Annotated in this window: 19 protein-coding genes; 7 read left to right on the plus strand and 12 right to left on the minus strand. The window is 72.4% G+C overall.

Going from position 1 to position 16,213, the window contains the following annotated elements:
• Positions 1-5: 5 nt before the first annotated feature.
• The 7 genes from FHX82_RS21840 to FHX82_RS21870 all read right to left on the minus strand — a co-directional run bounded on the left by FHX82_RS21840 (position 6) and on the right by FHX82_RS21870 (position 5,667).
• The gene (locus tag FHX82_RS21840; protein ID WP_145935146.1) at positions 6-284 is read right to left on the minus strand and encodes a hypothetical protein; all 279 of its coding nucleotides are present in this window, start codon (positions 282-284) and stop codon (positions 6-8) included.
• Positions 281-2,536 (minus strand): TNT domain-containing protein, encoded by a 2,256-nt coding sequence (locus FHX82_RS21845; RefSeq protein ID WP_183176754.1) that lies wholly within the window; start codon positions 2,534-2,536, stop codon positions 281-283. The genes FHX82_RS21840 and FHX82_RS21845 overlap by 4 nt, the downstream gene beginning before the upstream one ends.
• Before the next feature lies 1 nt (position 2,537).
• A complete protein-coding gene (locus tag FHX82_RS21850; RefSeq protein WP_145937902.1) occupies positions 2,538-2,837 on the minus strand; it encodes a hypothetical protein in 300 nt (99 codons plus the stop codon).
• Positions 2,834-3,253 (minus strand): YbaB/EbfC family nucleoid-associated protein, encoded by a 420-nt coding sequence (locus FHX82_RS21855; protein ID WP_145937903.1) that lies wholly within the window; start codon positions 3,251-3,253, stop codon positions 2,834-2,836. The genes FHX82_RS21850 and FHX82_RS21855 overlap by 4 nt, the downstream gene beginning before the upstream one ends.
• Positions 3,254-3,337: 84 nt before the next feature.
• On the minus strand, positions 3,338-4,279 hold the full coding sequence (locus tag FHX82_RS21860) for a hydroxymethylglutaryl-CoA lyase (RefSeq protein WP_145937904.1): 942 nt from the start codon (positions 4,277-4,279) through the stop codon (positions 3,338-3,340).
• A 1-nt stretch (position 4,280) separates the two neighbouring features.
• Entirely contained in the window at positions 4,281-4,820 is a 540-nt protein-coding gene (locus FHX82_RS21865; RefSeq protein ID WP_145937905.1) for a PH domain-containing protein, read from the minus strand.
• Between the two features lie 34 nt (positions 4,821-4,854).
• Complete coding sequence (locus FHX82_RS21870; protein ID WP_145937906.1) at positions 4,855-5,667, minus strand: biotin--[acetyl-CoA-carboxylase] ligase; 813 nt, start codon at positions 5,665-5,667, stop codon at positions 4,855-4,857.
• Positions 5,668-5,737: 70 nt separating this feature from the next.
• Between FHX82_RS21870 and FHX82_RS21875 the strand changes: the two genes are divergently transcribed.
• The 5 genes from FHX82_RS21875 to FHX82_RS21895 all read left to right on the plus strand — a co-directional run bounded on the left by FHX82_RS21875 (position 5,738) and on the right by FHX82_RS21895 (position 9,638).
• Positions 5,738-6,874 (plus strand): C40 family peptidase, encoded by a 1,137-nt coding sequence (locus tag FHX82_RS21875; protein ID WP_145937907.1) that lies wholly within the window; start codon positions 5,738-5,740, stop codon positions 6,872-6,874.
• Between the two features lie 31 nt (positions 6,875-6,905).
• The gene (locus FHX82_RS21880) at positions 6,906-7,487 is read left to right on the plus strand and encodes a DinB family protein (protein WP_221216411.1); all 582 of its coding nucleotides are present in this window, start codon (positions 6,906-6,908) and stop codon (positions 7,485-7,487) included.
• 137 nt (positions 7,488-7,624) lie between these two features.
• Positions 7,625-8,044 (plus strand): YciI family protein, encoded by a 420-nt coding sequence (locus FHX82_RS21885; protein ID WP_145937909.1) that lies wholly within the window; start codon positions 7,625-7,627, stop codon positions 8,042-8,044.
• Positions 8,041-9,204, plus strand: a complete 1,164-nt coding sequence (locus FHX82_RS21890; protein WP_145937910.1) for an RNA polymerase sigma factor — start codon at positions 8,041-8,043, stop codon at positions 9,202-9,204. Before FHX82_RS21885 ends, FHX82_RS21890 begins: the two co-directional genes overlap by 4 nt.
• The gene (locus FHX82_RS21895) at positions 9,201-9,638 is read left to right on the plus strand and encodes a VOC family protein (RefSeq protein ID WP_145937911.1); all 438 of its coding nucleotides are present in this window, start codon (positions 9,201-9,203) and stop codon (positions 9,636-9,638) included. The genes FHX82_RS21890 and FHX82_RS21895 overlap by 4 nt, the downstream gene beginning before the upstream one ends.
• A 111-nt stretch (positions 9,639-9,749) precedes the next feature.
• Here the strand turns inward: FHX82_RS21895 and FHX82_RS21900 are convergent, their stop codons facing one another.
• Positions 9,750-10,187, minus strand: coding sequence for a MarR family winged helix-turn-helix transcriptional regulator (locus tag FHX82_RS21900; protein WP_145937912.1), 438 nt, complete (start codon positions 10,185-10,187; stop codon positions 9,750-9,752).
• A 71-nt stretch (positions 10,188-10,258) separates the two neighbouring features.
• On the opposite strand from FHX82_RS21900, the gene FHX82_RS21905 reads away from it, so the two are divergent.
• Both FHX82_RS21905 and FHX82_RS21910 read left to right on the plus strand, forming a co-directional pair.
• Positions 10,259-10,690: a DUF2269 family protein gene (locus FHX82_RS21905; RefSeq protein WP_145937913.1), complete on the plus strand. Its 432-nt coding sequence runs from the start codon at positions 10,259-10,261 to the stop codon at positions 10,688-10,690.
• A gap of 3 nt (positions 10,691-10,693) precedes the next feature.
• Positions 10,694-10,951, plus strand: a complete 258-nt coding sequence (locus FHX82_RS21910; RefSeq protein WP_145937914.1) for a DUF3817 domain-containing protein — start codon at positions 10,694-10,696, stop codon at positions 10,949-10,951.
• Here FHX82_RS21910 and FHX82_RS21915 read toward each other — a convergent pair.
• The 4 genes from FHX82_RS21915 to FHX82_RS21930 are packed head-to-tail and all read right to left on the minus strand — an operon-like array spanning position 10,911 to position 16,091.
• A complete protein-coding gene (locus FHX82_RS21915; RefSeq protein WP_145937915.1) occupies positions 10,911-12,164 on the minus strand; it encodes a cation:proton antiporter in 1,254 nt (417 codons plus the stop codon). The genes FHX82_RS21910 and FHX82_RS21915 overlap by 41 nt on opposite strands.
• The gene (locus FHX82_RS21920) at positions 12,122-13,453 is read right to left on the minus strand and encodes a cytochrome P450 (protein WP_229881331.1); all 1,332 of its coding nucleotides are present in this window, start codon (positions 13,451-13,453) and stop codon (positions 12,122-12,124) included. The genes FHX82_RS21915 and FHX82_RS21920 overlap by 43 nt, the downstream gene beginning before the upstream one ends.
• Positions 13,450-14,520 carry an alpha-hydroxy acid oxidase gene (locus FHX82_RS21925; RefSeq protein ID WP_145937917.1) on the minus strand — a complete coding sequence of 357 codons (1,071 nt, stop codon included), beginning with the start codon at positions 14,518-14,520 and terminating at the stop codon, positions 13,450-13,452. Before FHX82_RS21925 ends, FHX82_RS21920 begins: the two co-directional genes overlap by 4 nt.
• Positions 14,517-16,091: an NAD(P)-binding domain-containing protein gene (locus FHX82_RS21930; RefSeq protein ID WP_145937918.1), complete on the minus strand. Its 1,575-nt coding sequence runs from the start codon at positions 16,089-16,091 to the stop codon at positions 14,517-14,519. The genes FHX82_RS21925 and FHX82_RS21930 overlap by 4 nt, the downstream gene beginning before the upstream one ends.
• Positions 16,092-16,213 lie beyond the last annotated feature (122 nt).

Consider the following 16,213-nt stretch of genomic DNA (forward strand, 5'->3'; position numbering starts at 1 on the left):
GGGGCCTACGCCGATGCCGGCAACAGACCGACCGCGCCGCGGGCCACCTGGGCCCACGCGAGGCGGCCGAAGAGGTAGTGGCAGGCGACCTGTTCGTTGGTGAACCGCGCCCAGTCGTAGCGGTTGCCCTGCTCGCGCCAGAACACCTCCCACACCGCGGCGCCCTCTTCGGGGTCGTCCGCGCGCAGGACGCACCAGGCGTTGTCGGCCTCGGCGCCGATCGAGACCACCTCGTGCGGCACCCCGATCGATTCGAGCCAGCGCAGGATCGATTCGCTGTTCACTCCCCCTCCTCCAGGTAGCCCAACGTGACCAGCTCGTCCGCGGAGTGGACCGCGCGGTAGCGCAGGCCGCCACCGGGCTGGCCGAACCACGGCGCGGAAACGGCCTGCCACATCGGCACGGCGCGGGTCACGCGGTAGCGGCGGTATTCGGCGGTGGCTGTCGGCGGCAGCGACCGCTTGGCGAACAGCGTGCCGGCGGGGGCGAAGACGCGCCCTTCGACGGGGCCGAAGCGGTCGAGCAGCGTGCCTTCGGGCAGGACCTCGGGTTCGCCGGGTTCGAGGCCGCCTTCGGGGTACAGCTCGCCCGGGGGCCATGCGTACTCGGGGATGTCGTCGCGGTGCCCGGCCAGGAAGCGGCGGTCCCAGTCGCGTTCGTGGAGTCCGCCGAGGGGGTCGTGGTGCTCGAAGAGTTCGGCGGGCGCGGGTGTCGCGGGGCTGCTTTCGCCGCGGCGCGGCGGTGTTTCGCCGGGCACGATGAGGTCGGACCGCGGATGGTCGTAGGGCGGAAACCGCAACCCGGCGGCATAGTCCACCTCGGGCGACGGCGGAGGCAGCTGCCGGTGGGGGCGCACGGTGGCCACCGGCAGGTGCCCGATGGGGAACATGGCAACCCGGAACAGGGCGACGATGCTTTCCCGCTCCTGCCGCGGCGCGCCGAGGGGAGGCTGCCCGTGCGCCCGATCCCAGCCGGAGGCGGGATGGGCATCGGGGGCGGGGCGGGGGCGGCTGTCGGGCACGGGCTGGGCGTCGGGGGTGGGACGGGGGCCGGAGGTCGGGGCGGGCTGCCCGGGGCGAGCGTCGGGGGTTGGCGCGGGCTGTGCCGGGCGACCGTCAGGGCGGGAACCTGGCGCGGGCTGCGCGGGACGGGCGTCGGATCCTGGCGCGGGCTGTGTCGGGCGGGCGTCGGTGCGGGAGCCAGGCGCGGGACGGGCGCCGGACCCCGGGGCGGGCTGGGCCGGGCGGGCGGTGGGACTGCCGCCGGGTGCGGACGGCGCCGGGCGGGCCACGGAAGCACCGCCGGGTGCGGATTGGGCGGGGCGAGCCGTGGGCTGACCGTAGGCCGATCCGGGAGGCAGCACGCCGGCCGGCCGAGGCGGCTCGGGGAGGGAGGGTTGGGCCGGAACAGGGGAAACCGGGCCGGGCTGGCCTGTCACGTTCGGCAGGGCCGGGCGCGGGGTGGGAGCGGTGTTGAGATCCGGGCCCGGTGAAGGCAAGGACGCGGGCGCTCCCTCGGCGAAACCGGCGGCGACCGTGCCGCCCGGGATTCCCGCCGGTGGGGTGGGGACGTCGTCGAAACCGCCATGGGCCAGGAAACCGCTGTAGTGACCTGTGCGGATCGGTCCCGTGCCCGGCTCCGGCACCGCCGACGGCACCGGGCCGCCTTCGCTCGCGCCCGGTTCAAGGGACGACACCGGGTGATCGAGATCCGTGCCCAAGCCAGGCACTGGATGGTCCAGCCCGGTGCTCGGCTCGACGGGTGGCATCGGACGGTCGTCCACGGGGCGCAGCAGGGGTGCTTCGGGGAGCGGACTGTCCACAGCGGACAGTACGTGGCTCGGCAGGCCGGTCACCGCGCTCAGCAGGCCGCTCTGCCCTTCCGGCGTGTGCGTACCTGGGTTCACGTCCAGCAGCCCACCGGTGGTCGCCGCACCCCGGGCTCCGCTCACCAGCCCGTCCACCGCTCCGAACGCACTGCCCAGAACCCCGCCACGACCCGCCTCAGCCGAACCCGGGCCACCCGGCGAGCCCGCCCCGCCGCCGGGGCCGACCGCCGTTTCCACGTTGGTCGTCAGGATCGCCAGGTTCGCCGCCGTGCCCTTGAGCACCGGGGCCAGGCCCAGCAGCGCCGTCGGGTGACCCGCCTCCGCCGCGGCGGAGGCCGCGTCCCGGTTCTTCGCCGCGTCCACCAGTTGGCGCACCATCTCCACCTTCGCGGCGGCCACCTGCTCCGCCGCGTGCGTCAACCTGTCCGCCGCCTCGCCGGCGCCCTTCGCGGCGAGCGTCAGGTGCCCCCGGTCCGGGTCCACGAAACCCGCCCACATCTCCCGCGCCGCATCCGCCGACGGGCCCGTCAACGCACCCGCCGCGGCACTCGCCGTGCGGTCCGCCTCCGCCGCCAGCGCCGTCAGCTCGTTCTGCGCCCCGCGCCACGCCGTGGCCTGCGCGTGCAGCTCGTCCTCGTCCGCCTGCGGCCAAGACAAACCCGTGGCGGCGGCGACGTCCGCGAGTTCCCGCGGCAGCTCGATCCCCATGTCAGTCCCGGACCGCGTCCGCCGCCGCCGAGTCGCTCGCCCGGTACCGGCGCGCCGCCTCCCCGAACTTGCCCCCCGCCTCCGCCAGCCGCTCGGCCAGCCCGCGCACCCGCTCCGCCGTCTCCGCGGCCGGGCCCACGTGCGCCGCCGCGAAGCTCCGGCCGACGCCGTCCGCACCCCACGGCGCGCCGCCGACCGCCCGCTCCAGCTCCGCCGAGATGCGCGCGGCCCGCTCCACCAGGCCGCCGAAATCGGCCGCCCGCGCGGAAAGCCGCTCGACGTCGGCCTCGAACCCGCTCACCGGGAGATCCAGCTGCGGTCCTCGTAACTGTCCTCGTCGAGCGCGTGTCTCGGCTTCGAGACCTCCGCCGCCCCGAGGTCGGCCGTGCCGAGCAACAACGCCTGCGGGTCCGTGCCGCCCGGCAGCACCGGGGCCAGGACCTCCCCCGCGGCGGTCAGCGCCCGCACCGTCGCCTCCGCCGTCACGCGGACGATCCGGTCGGCCAGCTCCGCCGGACGGCACCGGCGGTACGCCTCGTCCTTGATCACCAGCCCCGTCAACGTGCCTCGCGGGCCGACGGTGGCCGTGACCAGCCCGTCCGCGTCGCTCGCCGAGGCCGTGACCGACGTCAGCTCACGCTGCACCGAGGCGAGCTGCTCCCGGCTGCGCCGGTACCCGGCCAGCAGCTCCTCGACCTGCGCGCGGTGCTCGCTCACGGCAGCCTCCTGACGTCGATGCAGCGATCGGCTTCGAGGTCCGACGCGCGCCCGGCCGCTCAGGTTCCCGCTCCGGCACAATCTTCACCCGGTCAGTGCAGAGACCACCCGTGACGGGCTCGGCCTGCCCAGCCGCTCCGCCATCCACGCGCTGGTGGCGGCGAGCTTGCCCAGGTCGACCCCGGTCTCGACGCCGAGGCCGTCCAGCGTCCACAGCAGATCCTCCGTGGCGAGGTTGCCCGTGGCCGACTCCGCATACGGGCACCCGCCGAGGCCCCCGGCCGAGGAATCCACTGTGGACACGCCGCAGCGCAGTGCGGTGACGGTGTTGGCCAGCGCCTGGCCGTACGTGTCGTGGAAGTGCACCGCGAGCCGCTCCGGCCCGACGCCCGCGTCCGCGAACGCGGCGAGCAGGCCCTCGACCTGCCCGGCGGTGGCGACGCCGATCGTGTCGCCCAGCGACAGCTGCGAGCAGCCCAGCTCCAGCAACCGCTTTCCCGCCGACACGACCTGCGAGTAGGGCACCGGCCCCTCCCACGGGTCGCCGAAGCACATCGACAGGTACGCCCGCACGTCCATCCCGGCGTCGAGCGCTCCCGAGACCACCGGCGCGAACATGTCGAACTGCTTCTCGACCGTCGAGTTGAGGTTCCGCTGCGCGAAGGTCTCCGTGGCGCTGCCGAAGATCGCGATGTCCCGGCAGTTCGCGTCGAGCGCCCGCTTCAGGCCGCGCTCGTTGGGCACCAGCACCGGGTATCGCACGCCTTCGCGGCGCGTGAGGCGTTCGAGCAGCTGCTCGGCGTCGGCCAGCTGCGGCACCCACTTCGGCGAGACGAAGCTGGTGGCCTCCAGCGTGGTCAGCCCCGCGTCGGCGAGCCGGTCCAGGAACTCCAGCTTCACCTCGACGGGCACGATCGCGCTCTCGTTCTGCAGCCCGTCGCGCGGCCCGACCTCCCAGATCGTCACGCGCGACGGCAGTCCACCTACCGCGGCCCGCTGCGGCAGGCCCAGCTCCCGCACACCCATGTCAGCGCCTTCCGCGGGTCGGCTGCGCGCCGCCGCCGGAGAAGTCGTCGTACGGGTTGTCGTTGACCTCGCGGTAGATCACGGTGTGCACCCGCTCGACCGACGGGATGTCGTCGAAGCGCAGCGGCTCGTCCGACGCCGACTCGACCACGAGCGTGCCGCAGCCGAAGATCCGGTCGACGAGGCCGTGCTCGAACTGCACGCTGTTGATCCGGCTCATCGGGATGTCGATGCCGACGCGCCTGATGACGCCCTCGCGCGTGATCAGCCTGTCCGTGGTGACGATGAAGTGCGTGGTGCGCCAGCGGATCAGCGGCGCGAGGAACAGCCAGCAGATCAGCAGGACGCCGACGACGCCGATGGCGATCTCCGCCACGTTGTGCCACGGCGCGGCGAGCCCGCCGGTGAGCGTCAGCAGCCAGACGCCGACACCGACGGTGACGACCAGCCAGAAGACCGGCCAGATGAGCATCTTGAAGTGCGGATGGCTGTGCACAATGACCTGCTCGTTCTCGCTGAGCAGGTCCTCCGGGTACGCCACGTCGGCACCCTCCGATTCTCGGTTTCCGGTGGGGTCACGGTACCGCCCGCAGGTGGACCACGTCCCCGGCGAACACCAAGTGCCGTTTGCCGTTCTCCTCGACCACCACGAGCTGCCCCGCGGGGTCGACGTCGGTGGCGGTGCCGAGCAGACCGGTGTCGCCGGGCAGCATGACCCGGACCTGCTGCCCCAGCGTCGCGCACGCGCCGCGGTACTCGTCCAGCATCCCGGCCCTGGCCAGGTCCCCGCCCGCGGCGCGCCAGCGGGCCTCGCGCTCGGCGAACGCCGTCAGCAGGATGGTGGCGATCTCGGTGCGGTCGGTGGTGCGGGCGCCGTTCTCGAACAGCGACGTGGGCGGCAGCCCGCCCGCGCCGGGGCGCACACCGGGGCCGAGCGGCCGCACGTTGAGGCCGATGCCGAGCACGACGGCGATCTCCTCGGCGGCGACGGCTTCGGCCAGGATGCCGGCGCACTTGCCGCGGTCGGCACCCGCGAGGACGTCGTTCGGCCACTTCAGCGCCGCGTCGACGCCGAGGTCCGCGGCGAGGTCCAGCACCGCCAGCCCGGCGACGATGGACAGCGACCCGAGGTCGGCGAACGCGACGCCCTGCGGGCGCAGCAGGACGCTCAGGCAGAGGCCGCTGCCCTTCGGGGAGCTCCAGGCCCGTCCCCTGCGGCCCACCCCCGCGGTCTGTTCCTCGGCGATGAGCACGCTGCGGTCGGGCGCGCCCGCGACGGCGGCCGCCCGCAGGTCGGCGTTGGTCGAGCCGGTGGTGGCGACGACGTCCAGCGCCGCGTACGGGCCGACGAGCTCGGTGCGCAGCCGGGCGGGGTTGATCTCGGTCATGTGCGGGAGACTAATAACGCTTGGGCGATTCACTCGTTAGGGGAGCAGAAAGTTCCCTAATCTCGGGGTGGTGACCATTCGTTTCCCGAAGTGGGCCCGTGCGGTGGCGGGCCGGGCCCTGATCGCATTGATCATCGTGGGCGCGCTGGTGACATCCGGCTGGATTCTCGTGCGCAAACCGCAGCCGGCTCCCGCGCTGCCGGCGGTGGCCGCGGCGCAGGCCGAGGGCAATGCGGCGACCGCGGCGGGCCCGTCGGTGCTGGAGGTGAGCGCGCCCGTGCAGGCGCAGGCTCCCCAGCAGCAGGGCGCGAGCGAGCTGGAGAAGTGGGCTGCCGGGCTCAGCGGCGCGCTGGACATCCCCGAGCGCGCGCTGGTCGGTTACGCCACCGGCGAGCTGACGCTGCGCAAGGAGCAGCCGGACTGCCATCTGTCCTGGGTCACGCTAGCGGGTATCGGCAAGGCGAGCTCCGACCACGGACGGTACGGGGGCGACTCGGTCACCGGCAGCGGCGCGCTGGCCAAGGCGCTCGGCGCGGTCCCGCTGCAGGGCGCGGCCGGTGAGGCGGCGAGCGAGCCGCGCGGCGGCCCGATGCAGCTGACGCAGCAGGAGTGGAAGCGCGCCGGCACGAAGGGCGACCTGCAGGACATCGACGACGCGGCCGTCGCGGCCGGGCGGGTGCTGTGCGCGGGCGGGACGAACCTGCAGGCCGGGCTCGGCTGGTGGAAGGCGATCGCGAACTACCGCGACTCCGACCTGTTCCGCCAGCAGGTACTGGGCAACGCGCAGCTGTACGCGGCGCTGTCGCTGGCGCCGCAGACGGCGTCGGCGCCGTCGGTGCGGGCCGTCCGGTTCGCGCTCGACCAGCTCGGCCTGCCGTACGTGTGGGGCGGCAACGGGCCGGACGCGGGCGCGGCCGGGTTCGACTGCTCGGGCCTGACGAAGGCCGCGTACGACTCGGCGGGCGTCTCGCTGCCGCGGACGGCGGACTCGCAGTTCCGCACGGAACCGGCCGTGCCGGGCAACCAGCAGCCCGCGCTCGGCGACCTCGTGTTCTACGGCAGCCCGGCCACGCGCATCCACCACGTGGGCCTGTACCTGGGCAACGGCCTGATGATCAACGCGCCCCAGACGGGGATGGCCATCCAGATCGCGACGTACCACGTGGCGGGCGACGACTACGCCGGCGCGGGGCGGCCCACGGGTTAGCGTCCGGGCGCGTGACAGGCTCGTGCCCGTGATGGACGACTTCGCGAAAGAGTACCTGCACGGCGAGCTGCGGGAGATCCGCGAGACGATGCTCTGGAAGCTCGACGGGCTCGGCGAGTACGACGTCCGCCGGCCACTGACCGCTACCGGCACCAACCTCCTCGGCCTGGTCAAGCACCTGTCGGTGGCGGAGTCCCGGTACTTCGGCGAGGTCTTCGGCCGCCCCTTTCCCGAACCCCTGCTGCACTGGGACGACACCGCGAAACGCGGCACCGACCTGTGGGCGACCGAGCACGAGACGCGCGAGGAGATCGTGAGCCGCTACCGGCGCGTCTGGGCGCACGCCGACGCGACGATCACCGCCCTCGACATCGACTCCCCCGGTCACGTGCCCTGGTGGCCGCGCCCCGACGTGATGCTGTTCAACGTGCTGGTCCACGTGCTCACCGAAACCAGCAGGCACGCCGGGCACGCCGACATCCTGCGGGAAGAGCTCGACGGCGCGACGGGGGTGGCAGCCGGCTACGCGAGCCCGCAGCGCGACGCGGCCGTCCGGGAAGCGCGGACCGCGGAGATCGAGCGAGCCGCGAAAGCAGCCGCCGAGCGGCGGTGACCCCGCTCAAGGCGTGGTGCGGCGGCCTGCGGAAGTCTGCGCCGAACTTTTCCGTGGTTGCATGTCGAGAAGTTCCGGACGGCTCCGCTCACCAGGTGCAGGGGCCAAGACGGGCCCCACGACACCAGGAGATCCCGATGCCGAAGTACCTGCTCCTCAAGCACTACAGCGGCGGCCCGACCCCGCACCACCCGTTTCCGCCGATGGACCAGTGGGCGCCTGAGGACGTGGAGGCGCACTTCGCCTTCCTGAAGCACGTCAACGAGATGCTCCAGGAGAACGGCGAGCTCGTCGACGTGCAGGCGGTCACGCCCGCGCAGACCTGGGTGCGCTACGGCGGCCCGGACGCCGCGCCGGTCGTCACCGACGGCCCGCTGCCCGAGACCAACGACCTCGTGGCGGGCTGGTACCTGGTCGACGTCGAGTCCTACGAGCGCGCGGTCGAGCTCGCGGCCTACATCTCCTCGGAGCCCGGCCCGGGCGGAACGCCGCTGCACGAGTGGATCGACGTGCGGGAGGTCCTGTCCCACGCGCCACTCGGCCTCGACGCGGCATGACGGCGGAGCTGGACGAGGGCGCGCTGCGTGCCCTCGTCCCCCGGGTGCTCGCCGGGCTGGTCCGGCGGGGCGAGGACTTCGACGCCGCCGAGGACGCGTTGCAGGAAGCGTTGCTGGAGGCGCTGCGGGTGTGGCCCGAACACCCGCCGCGTGACCCGGGCGGGTGGCTGGCGACGGTCGCGACCCGGCGGCTCGTCGACGCCCGCCGCAGCGAGGTGGCCCGCAACCGCCGCGAGGAGACGACGTACGCCGAGCCGCGGCCAGGAGTCACCGAGGAGGGTGACGACACCCTCTTCCTGCTCTTCTGCTGCTGTCACCCCGACCTCGCGCCCGCCTCCCAGGTGGCGTTGACGTTGCGTGCCGTCGGCGGGCTGACCACGCGGGAGATCGCGGACGCCTTCTTCGTGCCGGAAGCGACGATGGCGCAACGGATCAGCCGGGCCAAGCGCACGTTGCGGGGGCGCCGCCTGGACCGGCCCGGTGACCTGGCCGTCGTGCTGCGCGTGCTCTACCTCGTCTACACGGCGGGGCGGGTGGATCTGGCGATCCGGCTCGCCCGGCAGCTCACCCTCGCCACGGCGGAACCGGAGGCGCGCGGGTTGCTCGCGCTGATGCTCCTCAACCACGCCCGCCTTCCGGCGCGGCTCGATCCGGACGGCCGGATCGTTCCGCTGGACCAGCAGGACCGCGGCCTGTGGGACACGCGTGAGATCGCCGAGGGCGTGCGTGTCCTGCAGTCGGCGCTGGCACTTGAGCGTCCGGGCCGGTACCAGATCGAGGCGGCCATCGCCGCGCTGCACGACGACGCGGCGAGCGCCGAGGAGACCGACTGGCCGCAGATCCTGGAGTGGTACGACGACCTGGTCGCCCTCACCGACGATCCGGTGCGTGAGAACCCCGCCGCCGTGCTCGCGCGTGCCGTCGCGGTGGGCCACGTGCGCGGTCCGGCGGCGGGACTGCGCGAGACCGACCGGCTGCGCGAGGTGCTCGGCGGCCGGCACCGGTGGCACGCGGTTCGCGGCCACCTGCACGAGCTGGCTGGCGACCTGCCTGCCGCGGGCGCGGCGTACGCGTCGGCGGCGCGGCTCGCCACGGACATCACCGAGCGGGAGCACCTGGTGCGCCAGGCCGCCCGCGTGCGATCGAGGAGGAAGTCATGACGGTTCAGCGCATGGACCACGTGGGTGTCGTGGTCGAGGACCTCGCGGCGGCGACGGCTTTCTTCGTGGAGCTGGGGCTGCGGCGACAGGGCGAAGGATCGGTCGGCGGCGACTGGGTGGACCGGGTGGTGGGGCTCGAAGGGGTGCGGTCGCAGATCGTGATGCTGGCGACCCCGGACGGCCACAACCGCCTTGAGCTGTCGAAGTTCCAGACCCCGCCGGCCCACAACGCCGACCCGCACGCGCCGGCGAACACCGTGGGCCTGCGCCACCTGGCGTTCGCGGTCGACGACCTCGACGCGGCGCTCGCCCGGCTGCGCCCGCACGGCGCGGAGCTCGTCGGTGAGGTGGAGCGCTACGGCGACGTCTACCGGCTCTGCTACGTCCGCGGGCCGGAGGGGATCATCGTGGAACTGGCGGAGTCGATCGGCTGAGCGCGGAGGTGGGGTTGATGTCCACGGTGCGGCAGCCGAAACTCGTTGCCATCAAGGCTGCGGCGCTTCTACGAGCAGGCCGGGTTCCGCCACGTCGGCGACAGCGGGTGGTCACTCCAGGGCCTTGAGGGCTCGCAGCAGGAGCATCGTCAGCGCGCGCTCGTCCTCGTTCACCGCGTTCAACAGCGTCTCGTCCGCGGCGCGGACCGTCTCGTGTGCCTTCGACAGCAGCTCCGCACCCGTTTCGGTCACGTGCAGCTCCGCCGTGCGGCCGCGGCCCGGTTCGGTCCGCCGTTCGATGGCGCCCAGCGTCTCCAGCTGCGCCAGCGTCGACTGCATGCTCTGCACCGTCACGCCCGCGCGCCGCGCCAGCTCGCTGTACGACAGGCCCGGTCGCCCGTTCAGGTGGCCGAGCGCCGACAGGTGCCGCAGCGACAGCCCCGTGCGTTTCAAGTCCGCGTCGATGCGGGTGCGCAGCCGCCGGCCGAGCAGGACGAGCAGCATCGCGGGGCTCGATGCGGGCGGTTGCGGAACTGTCACGTGCGGCATCTTCTCAGAGGACCCGGTTTCAGGCAGGCTCAAACTTGGGTTACAGTCTGCCTGAAACCAGGAGGTGAACCGTGAACAAGGTCCTGCTCAGCGTCCACGTCCTCGCGGCGATCGTGCTGATCGGTCCGGTGACCGTGGCCGCGAGCCTGTTCCCGCGTTACGTGCGGGAGAAGGAGCCCGGCGTGCTGCGGGCCCTGCACCGGATCAGCGGCGGCTACGCGGTCGCGGGCCTCGCGGTGCCGGTGTTCGGGATCGCGCTGGGCGCGCAGATGGGCGTCCTCGGCGACGCGTGGCTCGTGATCTCGATGGCGCTCACCGCCCTCGCCGGCGTGCTGCTCGCCGCGGTGATCGTGCCCGCGCAACGCCGCACCCTCGCGGCCGTCGAGCGGGACGAGACACCGACCGGCCCCAACCTCGGCATGGTCACCGGCATCTTCGCCCTGCTGTGGGCGGTGGTCGTGGTGCTCATGATCGTGCGGCCCGGCTCGACGACGGGGGTGTGAAGCGTGCGTGTCGTCGCCCTCGTCGAGGCGCTGAGCCTGCTCGTCCTGTTCGGCAACCTCGCCACCGTGCACGTGCCGCAGGTCGCCGCCGTGGTCGGCCCGCTGCACGGCACCGCCTACCTGGCCGGGATCGCGCTGGCGTGCGCGCGCTCGCGGGACGTCCGCGTCCGGCTGCTCAGCCTGATTCCCGCCGTGGGGGCGTTCCTCGCGGACCGGGCGATCAGGTCTGCGGAGCGAGTTCCGCGGGAGCGCGCCGCCTGACCTCGCGGCGGTCCCACAGGCTCAGCATGGGCGTCGCCATCACCGTGGTCACCACCGCGACCAGCACGAGCACGCTGAACAGCTCGCGCGTCACGATGCCCGCGGCGAGGCCGACGTTGATCGCGATCAGCTGCATGAGACCGCGCGCGTTCATCAGGGTGCCGACGCGCAGGGCGATTTCGTTCGACTCGCCCGTCAACCGCGCCGCCGCCCAGCACGCGCCGAACTTGCCCGCGACCGCGACCACGAGCGCACCCACCGCGAACAGCAGCACCGACGGCTGCACCAACAGCCCGAAGTCGGTGTTGAGCCCCGAGTAGGTGAAGAACAGCGGCAGGAACACGGTCGCGACCGGCGTCAGCGTGGCGACCGCGCGTTCGACGGCTTCGGTCCGCGGGAACACCACGCCGAGGCTGAACGCACCGAACACCGCGTACAGCCCGATCTTGTCGGTGTACCAGGCGGCGAGGAACAACAGGACCACGACGGCGAGCAGCAGGTGTTCCGGCGCGAGCCTGCTGCTCGCCGTGTCGAACCGGCCGCGCACCTTCAGCGCGGCGAGCAGAATGGCCAGCAGCACGAGCGTCCCGCCGAGCGCGAGCGACACCGGGCCCGCGCTGCCGGCAGCCACGCTCATCACGCCCGCGAGCAGCAGCCAGGCCACCGCGTCGTCGAGCGCGCCGCACGCCAGCGAGAGCGAGCCGAAGCGGGTGTGGGTGAGCCCGCGTTCGTTGATGATGCGCGCCAGCATGGGAAACGCGGTGATCGCGATCGTCACGGCGACGAACGAGACCGACACGAACAGCGGCACGCCGGGCGGGAAGATGTGCACCCTGCCGCGGGCGAGCCAAGTCAGCAGCGCCCCGAGCAGCAGCGGCACCACCATCCCGGCCGCGGAGATCAGGCTCGCCGGGCCCGCCACCCGCCGGATCTGCTCGGTGCGGAACTCGTAGCCCGCCTTGAACATGAACACGACGAGGCCGATCTGGCCGACCACGTACAGGACGGGCCGCAGCTGTTGCGGGAAAACGAAGTCCTCGACCCCGGGCAGCGCGAGGCCCAGCACGGACGGGCCGAGCACGACACCGGCGACCATCTCCCCCACCACGGGTGGCTGGCCCGCGGCCCGCAGCACCCAGCCGACGAGCCGGCAGACCAGGAGGATGACGATCAGCGCGAGGAAGAAGGCGGGAGCGAGTTCGGTAGCGGACAAGACGATGTCCTTTCAGGAGACTCTGCGAAGTAGCGGCCGGCCAGGCGCCGATGCCGCGCGTCGAGCACCATCCAGGTGCCGAGACCGAGCTGCACGAAGCTGCGCCACACCTCCTCCCACCGGTCGCGCACGCGCAGGAACGTCCGGATCGCACGCATTCGCGTCGGGGAAACGCTTTCTCCATGCGGCACCAGCAGGCACGGCCCCCGGCTCGGCAGGGACCGGGTGTGCTCGACGGTGGAGTCGAGTGTGAAGCGGCGCAACACTTCCTTGAGCGAAGCGCGCATCGCGAGCGGGGCCAGCCGCCAGGCCGGGCACGGCCGGTTCGCGGCGATGCCGAACGGGATGTGGTGCGCGTCCTTGGCGGAAAGCGCTTCCCAGCGGTCCGGGTCGAACCGTTCGGGGTCCTCGTAGCCCGTGGCGTGGTACGCGGGATAACTGAAGCACAGCACGGATCCCGCGGGCAGCGTGGTATCCTCGTCCAGCGTGATCTCGCCCTTGGTGATCCGATGCGCGATGCCGAACAACGGGTACAGCCGCATGGTTTCGTCGAGCACGTGCGACAGGTATCGATCGTCCCCTTCGGACGCTCGCTCCTGTACCTCGGGATGCTGCGCGAGCGCGAGCAGGACGTGCGCCATGCCCTCGGACAGCTGCACGACGGCGGTGTTGAAGAACGTGCCTTGCAGGTAATGCACCTGCTCCCGGGGGCTGAGCGACGCGGGCAGCTCGTGCGGCACGTCTCCCAGCCGTTGCGCCAGGTAACGCGTGAGCCGGTTGCGCCGCCCCATGTGCCGCAGACCGGTGCACTTCAACGCCGTCACCACGTCGTTCGCGTGCCCGACGATCAGGTCCCGCGCCTCCCGCGGGCACGACTCCTGGAACACCAGCTCGTAGCAGTACTCCGCCCACACCGGCATCATCAGGTCGCGCAACCGCACGAGCCCGCCGCCGAACCCGTCGAGCACCGCGGCCGTGGCGCGGGTGGCCATGTCGGCGAGGCGGTCACTCGGGCCGGACAGGATCCGCAGGGTGGCCCGGGCCACGTCGTCGTACCGCGGCCCGTCTTCGAGGTGCTCCTGGTGCACCTCGGGCCCCGGGGAAAGCCAGTACCAGAACAGGTCCGACAGTCCCGCACCCTCGCTGCGGCCGCGCGCCGCCGGGTGCGAGTAGATCTCCCGGAACCGCTCGGGCCCGAACCGCTCGTTGGGGAACGTGATCGCGCTGTCGCCGTTGACGAGCTCGAACACCTTGCCCCGCAAGGCAACGACCTGATCCGCGAGCTTCACCACTTGCCCACCTCCGGCCCGCGGACGGTGACGAGGTCCTTCGTCAGGTCCGCCAGCCCGCGCCCGCCGCACAACGCGAGCGCGTGGTCGAACTCCCCGCGCAGCAGCTCCAGCACCTGCCGCACCCCGGATTCCCCGTCGGCCGCGAGGCCCCACAGCACCGGACGCCCGATGCCGACCGCCGTGGCGCCCAGCGCGAGCGCGATCACCACGTCCGTGCCACGCCGGACGCCGCCGTCGAGCAGCACCGGCACCCGGCCGCCGACGACCTCGGCGATCCGCGGCAGCGCGTCGATCGAGGCGGGCACGGCGTCGAGCTGGCGGCCGCCGTGGTTGGACACGAGGATCCCGTCGAACCCGCGCTCCACGGCGAGGCGCGCGTCCTCGGGGTGCAGAACTCCCTTGAGCACCAACGGCAACGAGGTCGACGCCCGTAGCCTTTCCAGGTCGTCCCACGAAAGCACGGGCGACATCTCGATGTTGCGCGGTCCGCCGGGCAGGTCGCGCATGTTCTCCGCGGCCAGCCCCTCGGGCAGGTCGGTGAACCCGTGCCGCCGGTCGCGCTCGTGGTGCCCGAACACGGGCGAGTCGACGGTGACGACGAGCGCCGTGCAGCCCGCGTCCGTCGCCCGCCGCACGAGCAGGTCGGTCACCTCGGTGTCGCTTTGCAGGTACAGCTGGAACCACAGCGCCGCGTCGGGGTCCACGGCGCGGGCGGCGGCCGCCATGTCACCGATCGTCGTCGTGGCCGCCATGCTCGCGATCAGCACCGTGCGCGCGGCCGCCACCGCCCGCGCGGTCGCCAGCTCCCCGTCGGAGTGCGCCAGCCGGTGAAAAGCCGTGGGGGACACGAAAACCGGCATCGACGCCCACGCGCCCAGCAGGTTCACCGCGACGTCCCGCCGCGCACTGCCCGGCAGGATCCGGGGCAGCAGCGCGAGCCGCCGGAACGCCTGCTCGTTGTCCTCGAGCGCGATCTCGTCCGCCGCGCCGCCGGCGAAGTAGTCGTAGTGCTCGGGGGCGAGCCGTTGCCGTGCCACCTCGTGCAGCTCGGCGAGGCTGATCACGACAGGCTCACCGGCTGCTGGGCACGCAGGTACTCACGCAGCGGCGCCTGGTGCACCTGCTCGCTGTCCCACTCGTTCTCCAGGTTCTCGGTGACGTGGTGCTCGCTGACCAGCTCACCCGCGCGGTACCGGCGCACCACCGGGTGCAGGTACCGGCCGTCGAGACCGGTGGCCCGGTCCTGCGACGGGCGCCCGGCCGTGATGTCGAACGGGTTGACCTTGTCGTGGTCGGCGCCGTATTCGAGGGTGACGGCGTAGTACGCGTCGACGTCGCCGAACTCGCCGCGGGCCACCGCCTCGTGCAGATACGCCACCGGGATCTCCTCGACGTAGCGCGCGGTGCCGTCCGGCGCGACGAACACGACATCGCTGAGGAACCCGAACATCTGCCACAGCGCGGAGGTCCGGTTGACGCGCTCGATGACCGCCTTCGCGATCGACTCCGGCGAGCCGTCCAGCTCGCGCGAGGGCCACGGCACGTCGTGGTGCCGGTGTTCCAGGATCCGGTGCAGCGCACGGACTCCGTAGCGGAAGCCGTGGATGAACCCGCTCGTCGACTTCTTGAAGTCGCGGACCTGCGTGATCGTGCCGGCGAAGTGCAGGCCCGGCACGTTCACCGACTCCCAGGCCGCCGTCTGCGCGGGGAACCGGTCCTTGATCGCCAGCTCCGGCCTGCACTCGGGGGCGAAGATCGAGGCGTCGAACCGGAACCCGGTCGCGAGCAGGACCCGGTCGTACCGGATCTCCTTCACCACCTCGTCGACCCGCTGGAAGCTGACCCGCACGGCGAGCTTGTCCCCGTCGCGCCGGATGCTCAGGATCCGCCCGTCCAGCAACGCGTTCTGCGACTTGAGCTGGTAGGTGTCGAGGAAGTTGTTGTTGACCGCCCGCAGGTGCCCGACGAAGTGGGTCTGCCACGCCAGGTTCAGCGAGCCCGGCCCGGCGACGTGGATCACCGCGGCGGTCTCGATGAGGTTGTCGGCGGTCTCGAACGCCGAGTTGCCGCGGCCGATGACCAGCACCTTCTGGTCGGTGTAGGCGGCGGGATCGACGTCCATGCCGGCGTAGTGCTCGGCGAGCTCGGCGCCCTCGATGTCCGGGATGTACGGCCTGCTCACGCCGGTCGCCATGATCACCCGGCGGGCGCGGTAGGTGGTGCCGTCCTGGTCGCGCAGCACGAAGTCGTCCGGCCTGGTGATCTCCACGATCCGCGTGCCGAAGCGGATGGCCAATCCGTGCCGGGTCGTGAAGTCGCCAAGGTAGCGCACGAACACGTCGGCGGGCGGGAAGTACCGCGGGGTGTACCGGGTGAACAGCGGATCGTTCTCCTCGGTCAGCAGGGAATTCCAGTCCACCCGCAGGTTCAGTTCCGGATCCGACCACCCGGTGTGCACCTTGTTGTTCGAGATCATCTGCCGGTGGCGGGGGAACGTCGTGAAGAAGGATCCGGGCGCTTCCCCCGCTTCCAGTATCAGATAGCTGCGTCCGGCGCGGGCGAGGAAGTAGCCCATCTGGAGCCCGGCGGGCCCGGCGCCGACGACGAGGTAGTCAAAGGTTTCCTGACTGGACAACGAAAGTCTCCTCCCAATCCGACCCGGCCCAAGCTAGTTGAAGTTTGAACGAGTGCGCAAGGAAGTTGCGCCGAACGGACGCGTGTTGACAAGGATTGACAATTTCCCCACGGCCGGACGGA

The sequence above is a fragment of the Amycolatopsis bartoniae genome, assembly GCF_014191255.1.
Taxonomy (GTDB): domain Bacteria; phylum Actinomycetota; class Actinomycetes; order Mycobacteriales; family Pseudonocardiaceae; genus Amycolatopsis_E; species Amycolatopsis_E bartoniae.

Coding starts and splice junctions, on each gene's coding strand:
- FHX82_RS21845 (WP_183176754.1), bottom strand. CDS start 2,536: ATGGGGATCGAGCTGCCGCGGGAACTCGCGGACGTCGCCGCCGCCACG.
- FHX82_RS21860 (WP_145937904.1), bottom strand. CDS start 4,279: ATGGGTGTGCGGGAGCTGGGCCTGCCGCAGCGGGCCGCGGTAGGTGGA.
- FHX82_RS21870 (WP_145937906.1), bottom strand. CDS start 5,667: ATGACCGAGATCAACCCCGCCCGGCTGCGCACCGAGCTCGTCGGCCCG.
- FHX82_RS21880 (WP_221216411.1), top strand. CDS start 6,906: ATGGACGACTTCGCGAAAGAGTACCTGCACGGCGAGCTGCGGGAGATC.
- FHX82_RS21885 (WP_145937909.1), top strand. CDS start 7,625: ATGCCGAAGTACCTGCTCCTCAAGCACTACAGCGGCGGCCCGACCCCG.
- FHX82_RS21890 (WP_145937910.1), top strand. CDS start 8,041: ATGACGGCGGAGCTGGACGAGGGCGCGCTGCGTGCCCTCGTCCCCCGG.
- FHX82_RS21895 (WP_145937911.1), top strand. CDS start 9,201: ATGACGGTTCAGCGCATGGACCACGTGGGTGTCGTGGTCGAGGACCTC.
- FHX82_RS21900 (WP_145937912.1), bottom strand. CDS start 10,187: ATGCCGCACGTGACAGTTCCGCAACCGCCCGCATCGAGCCCCGCGATG.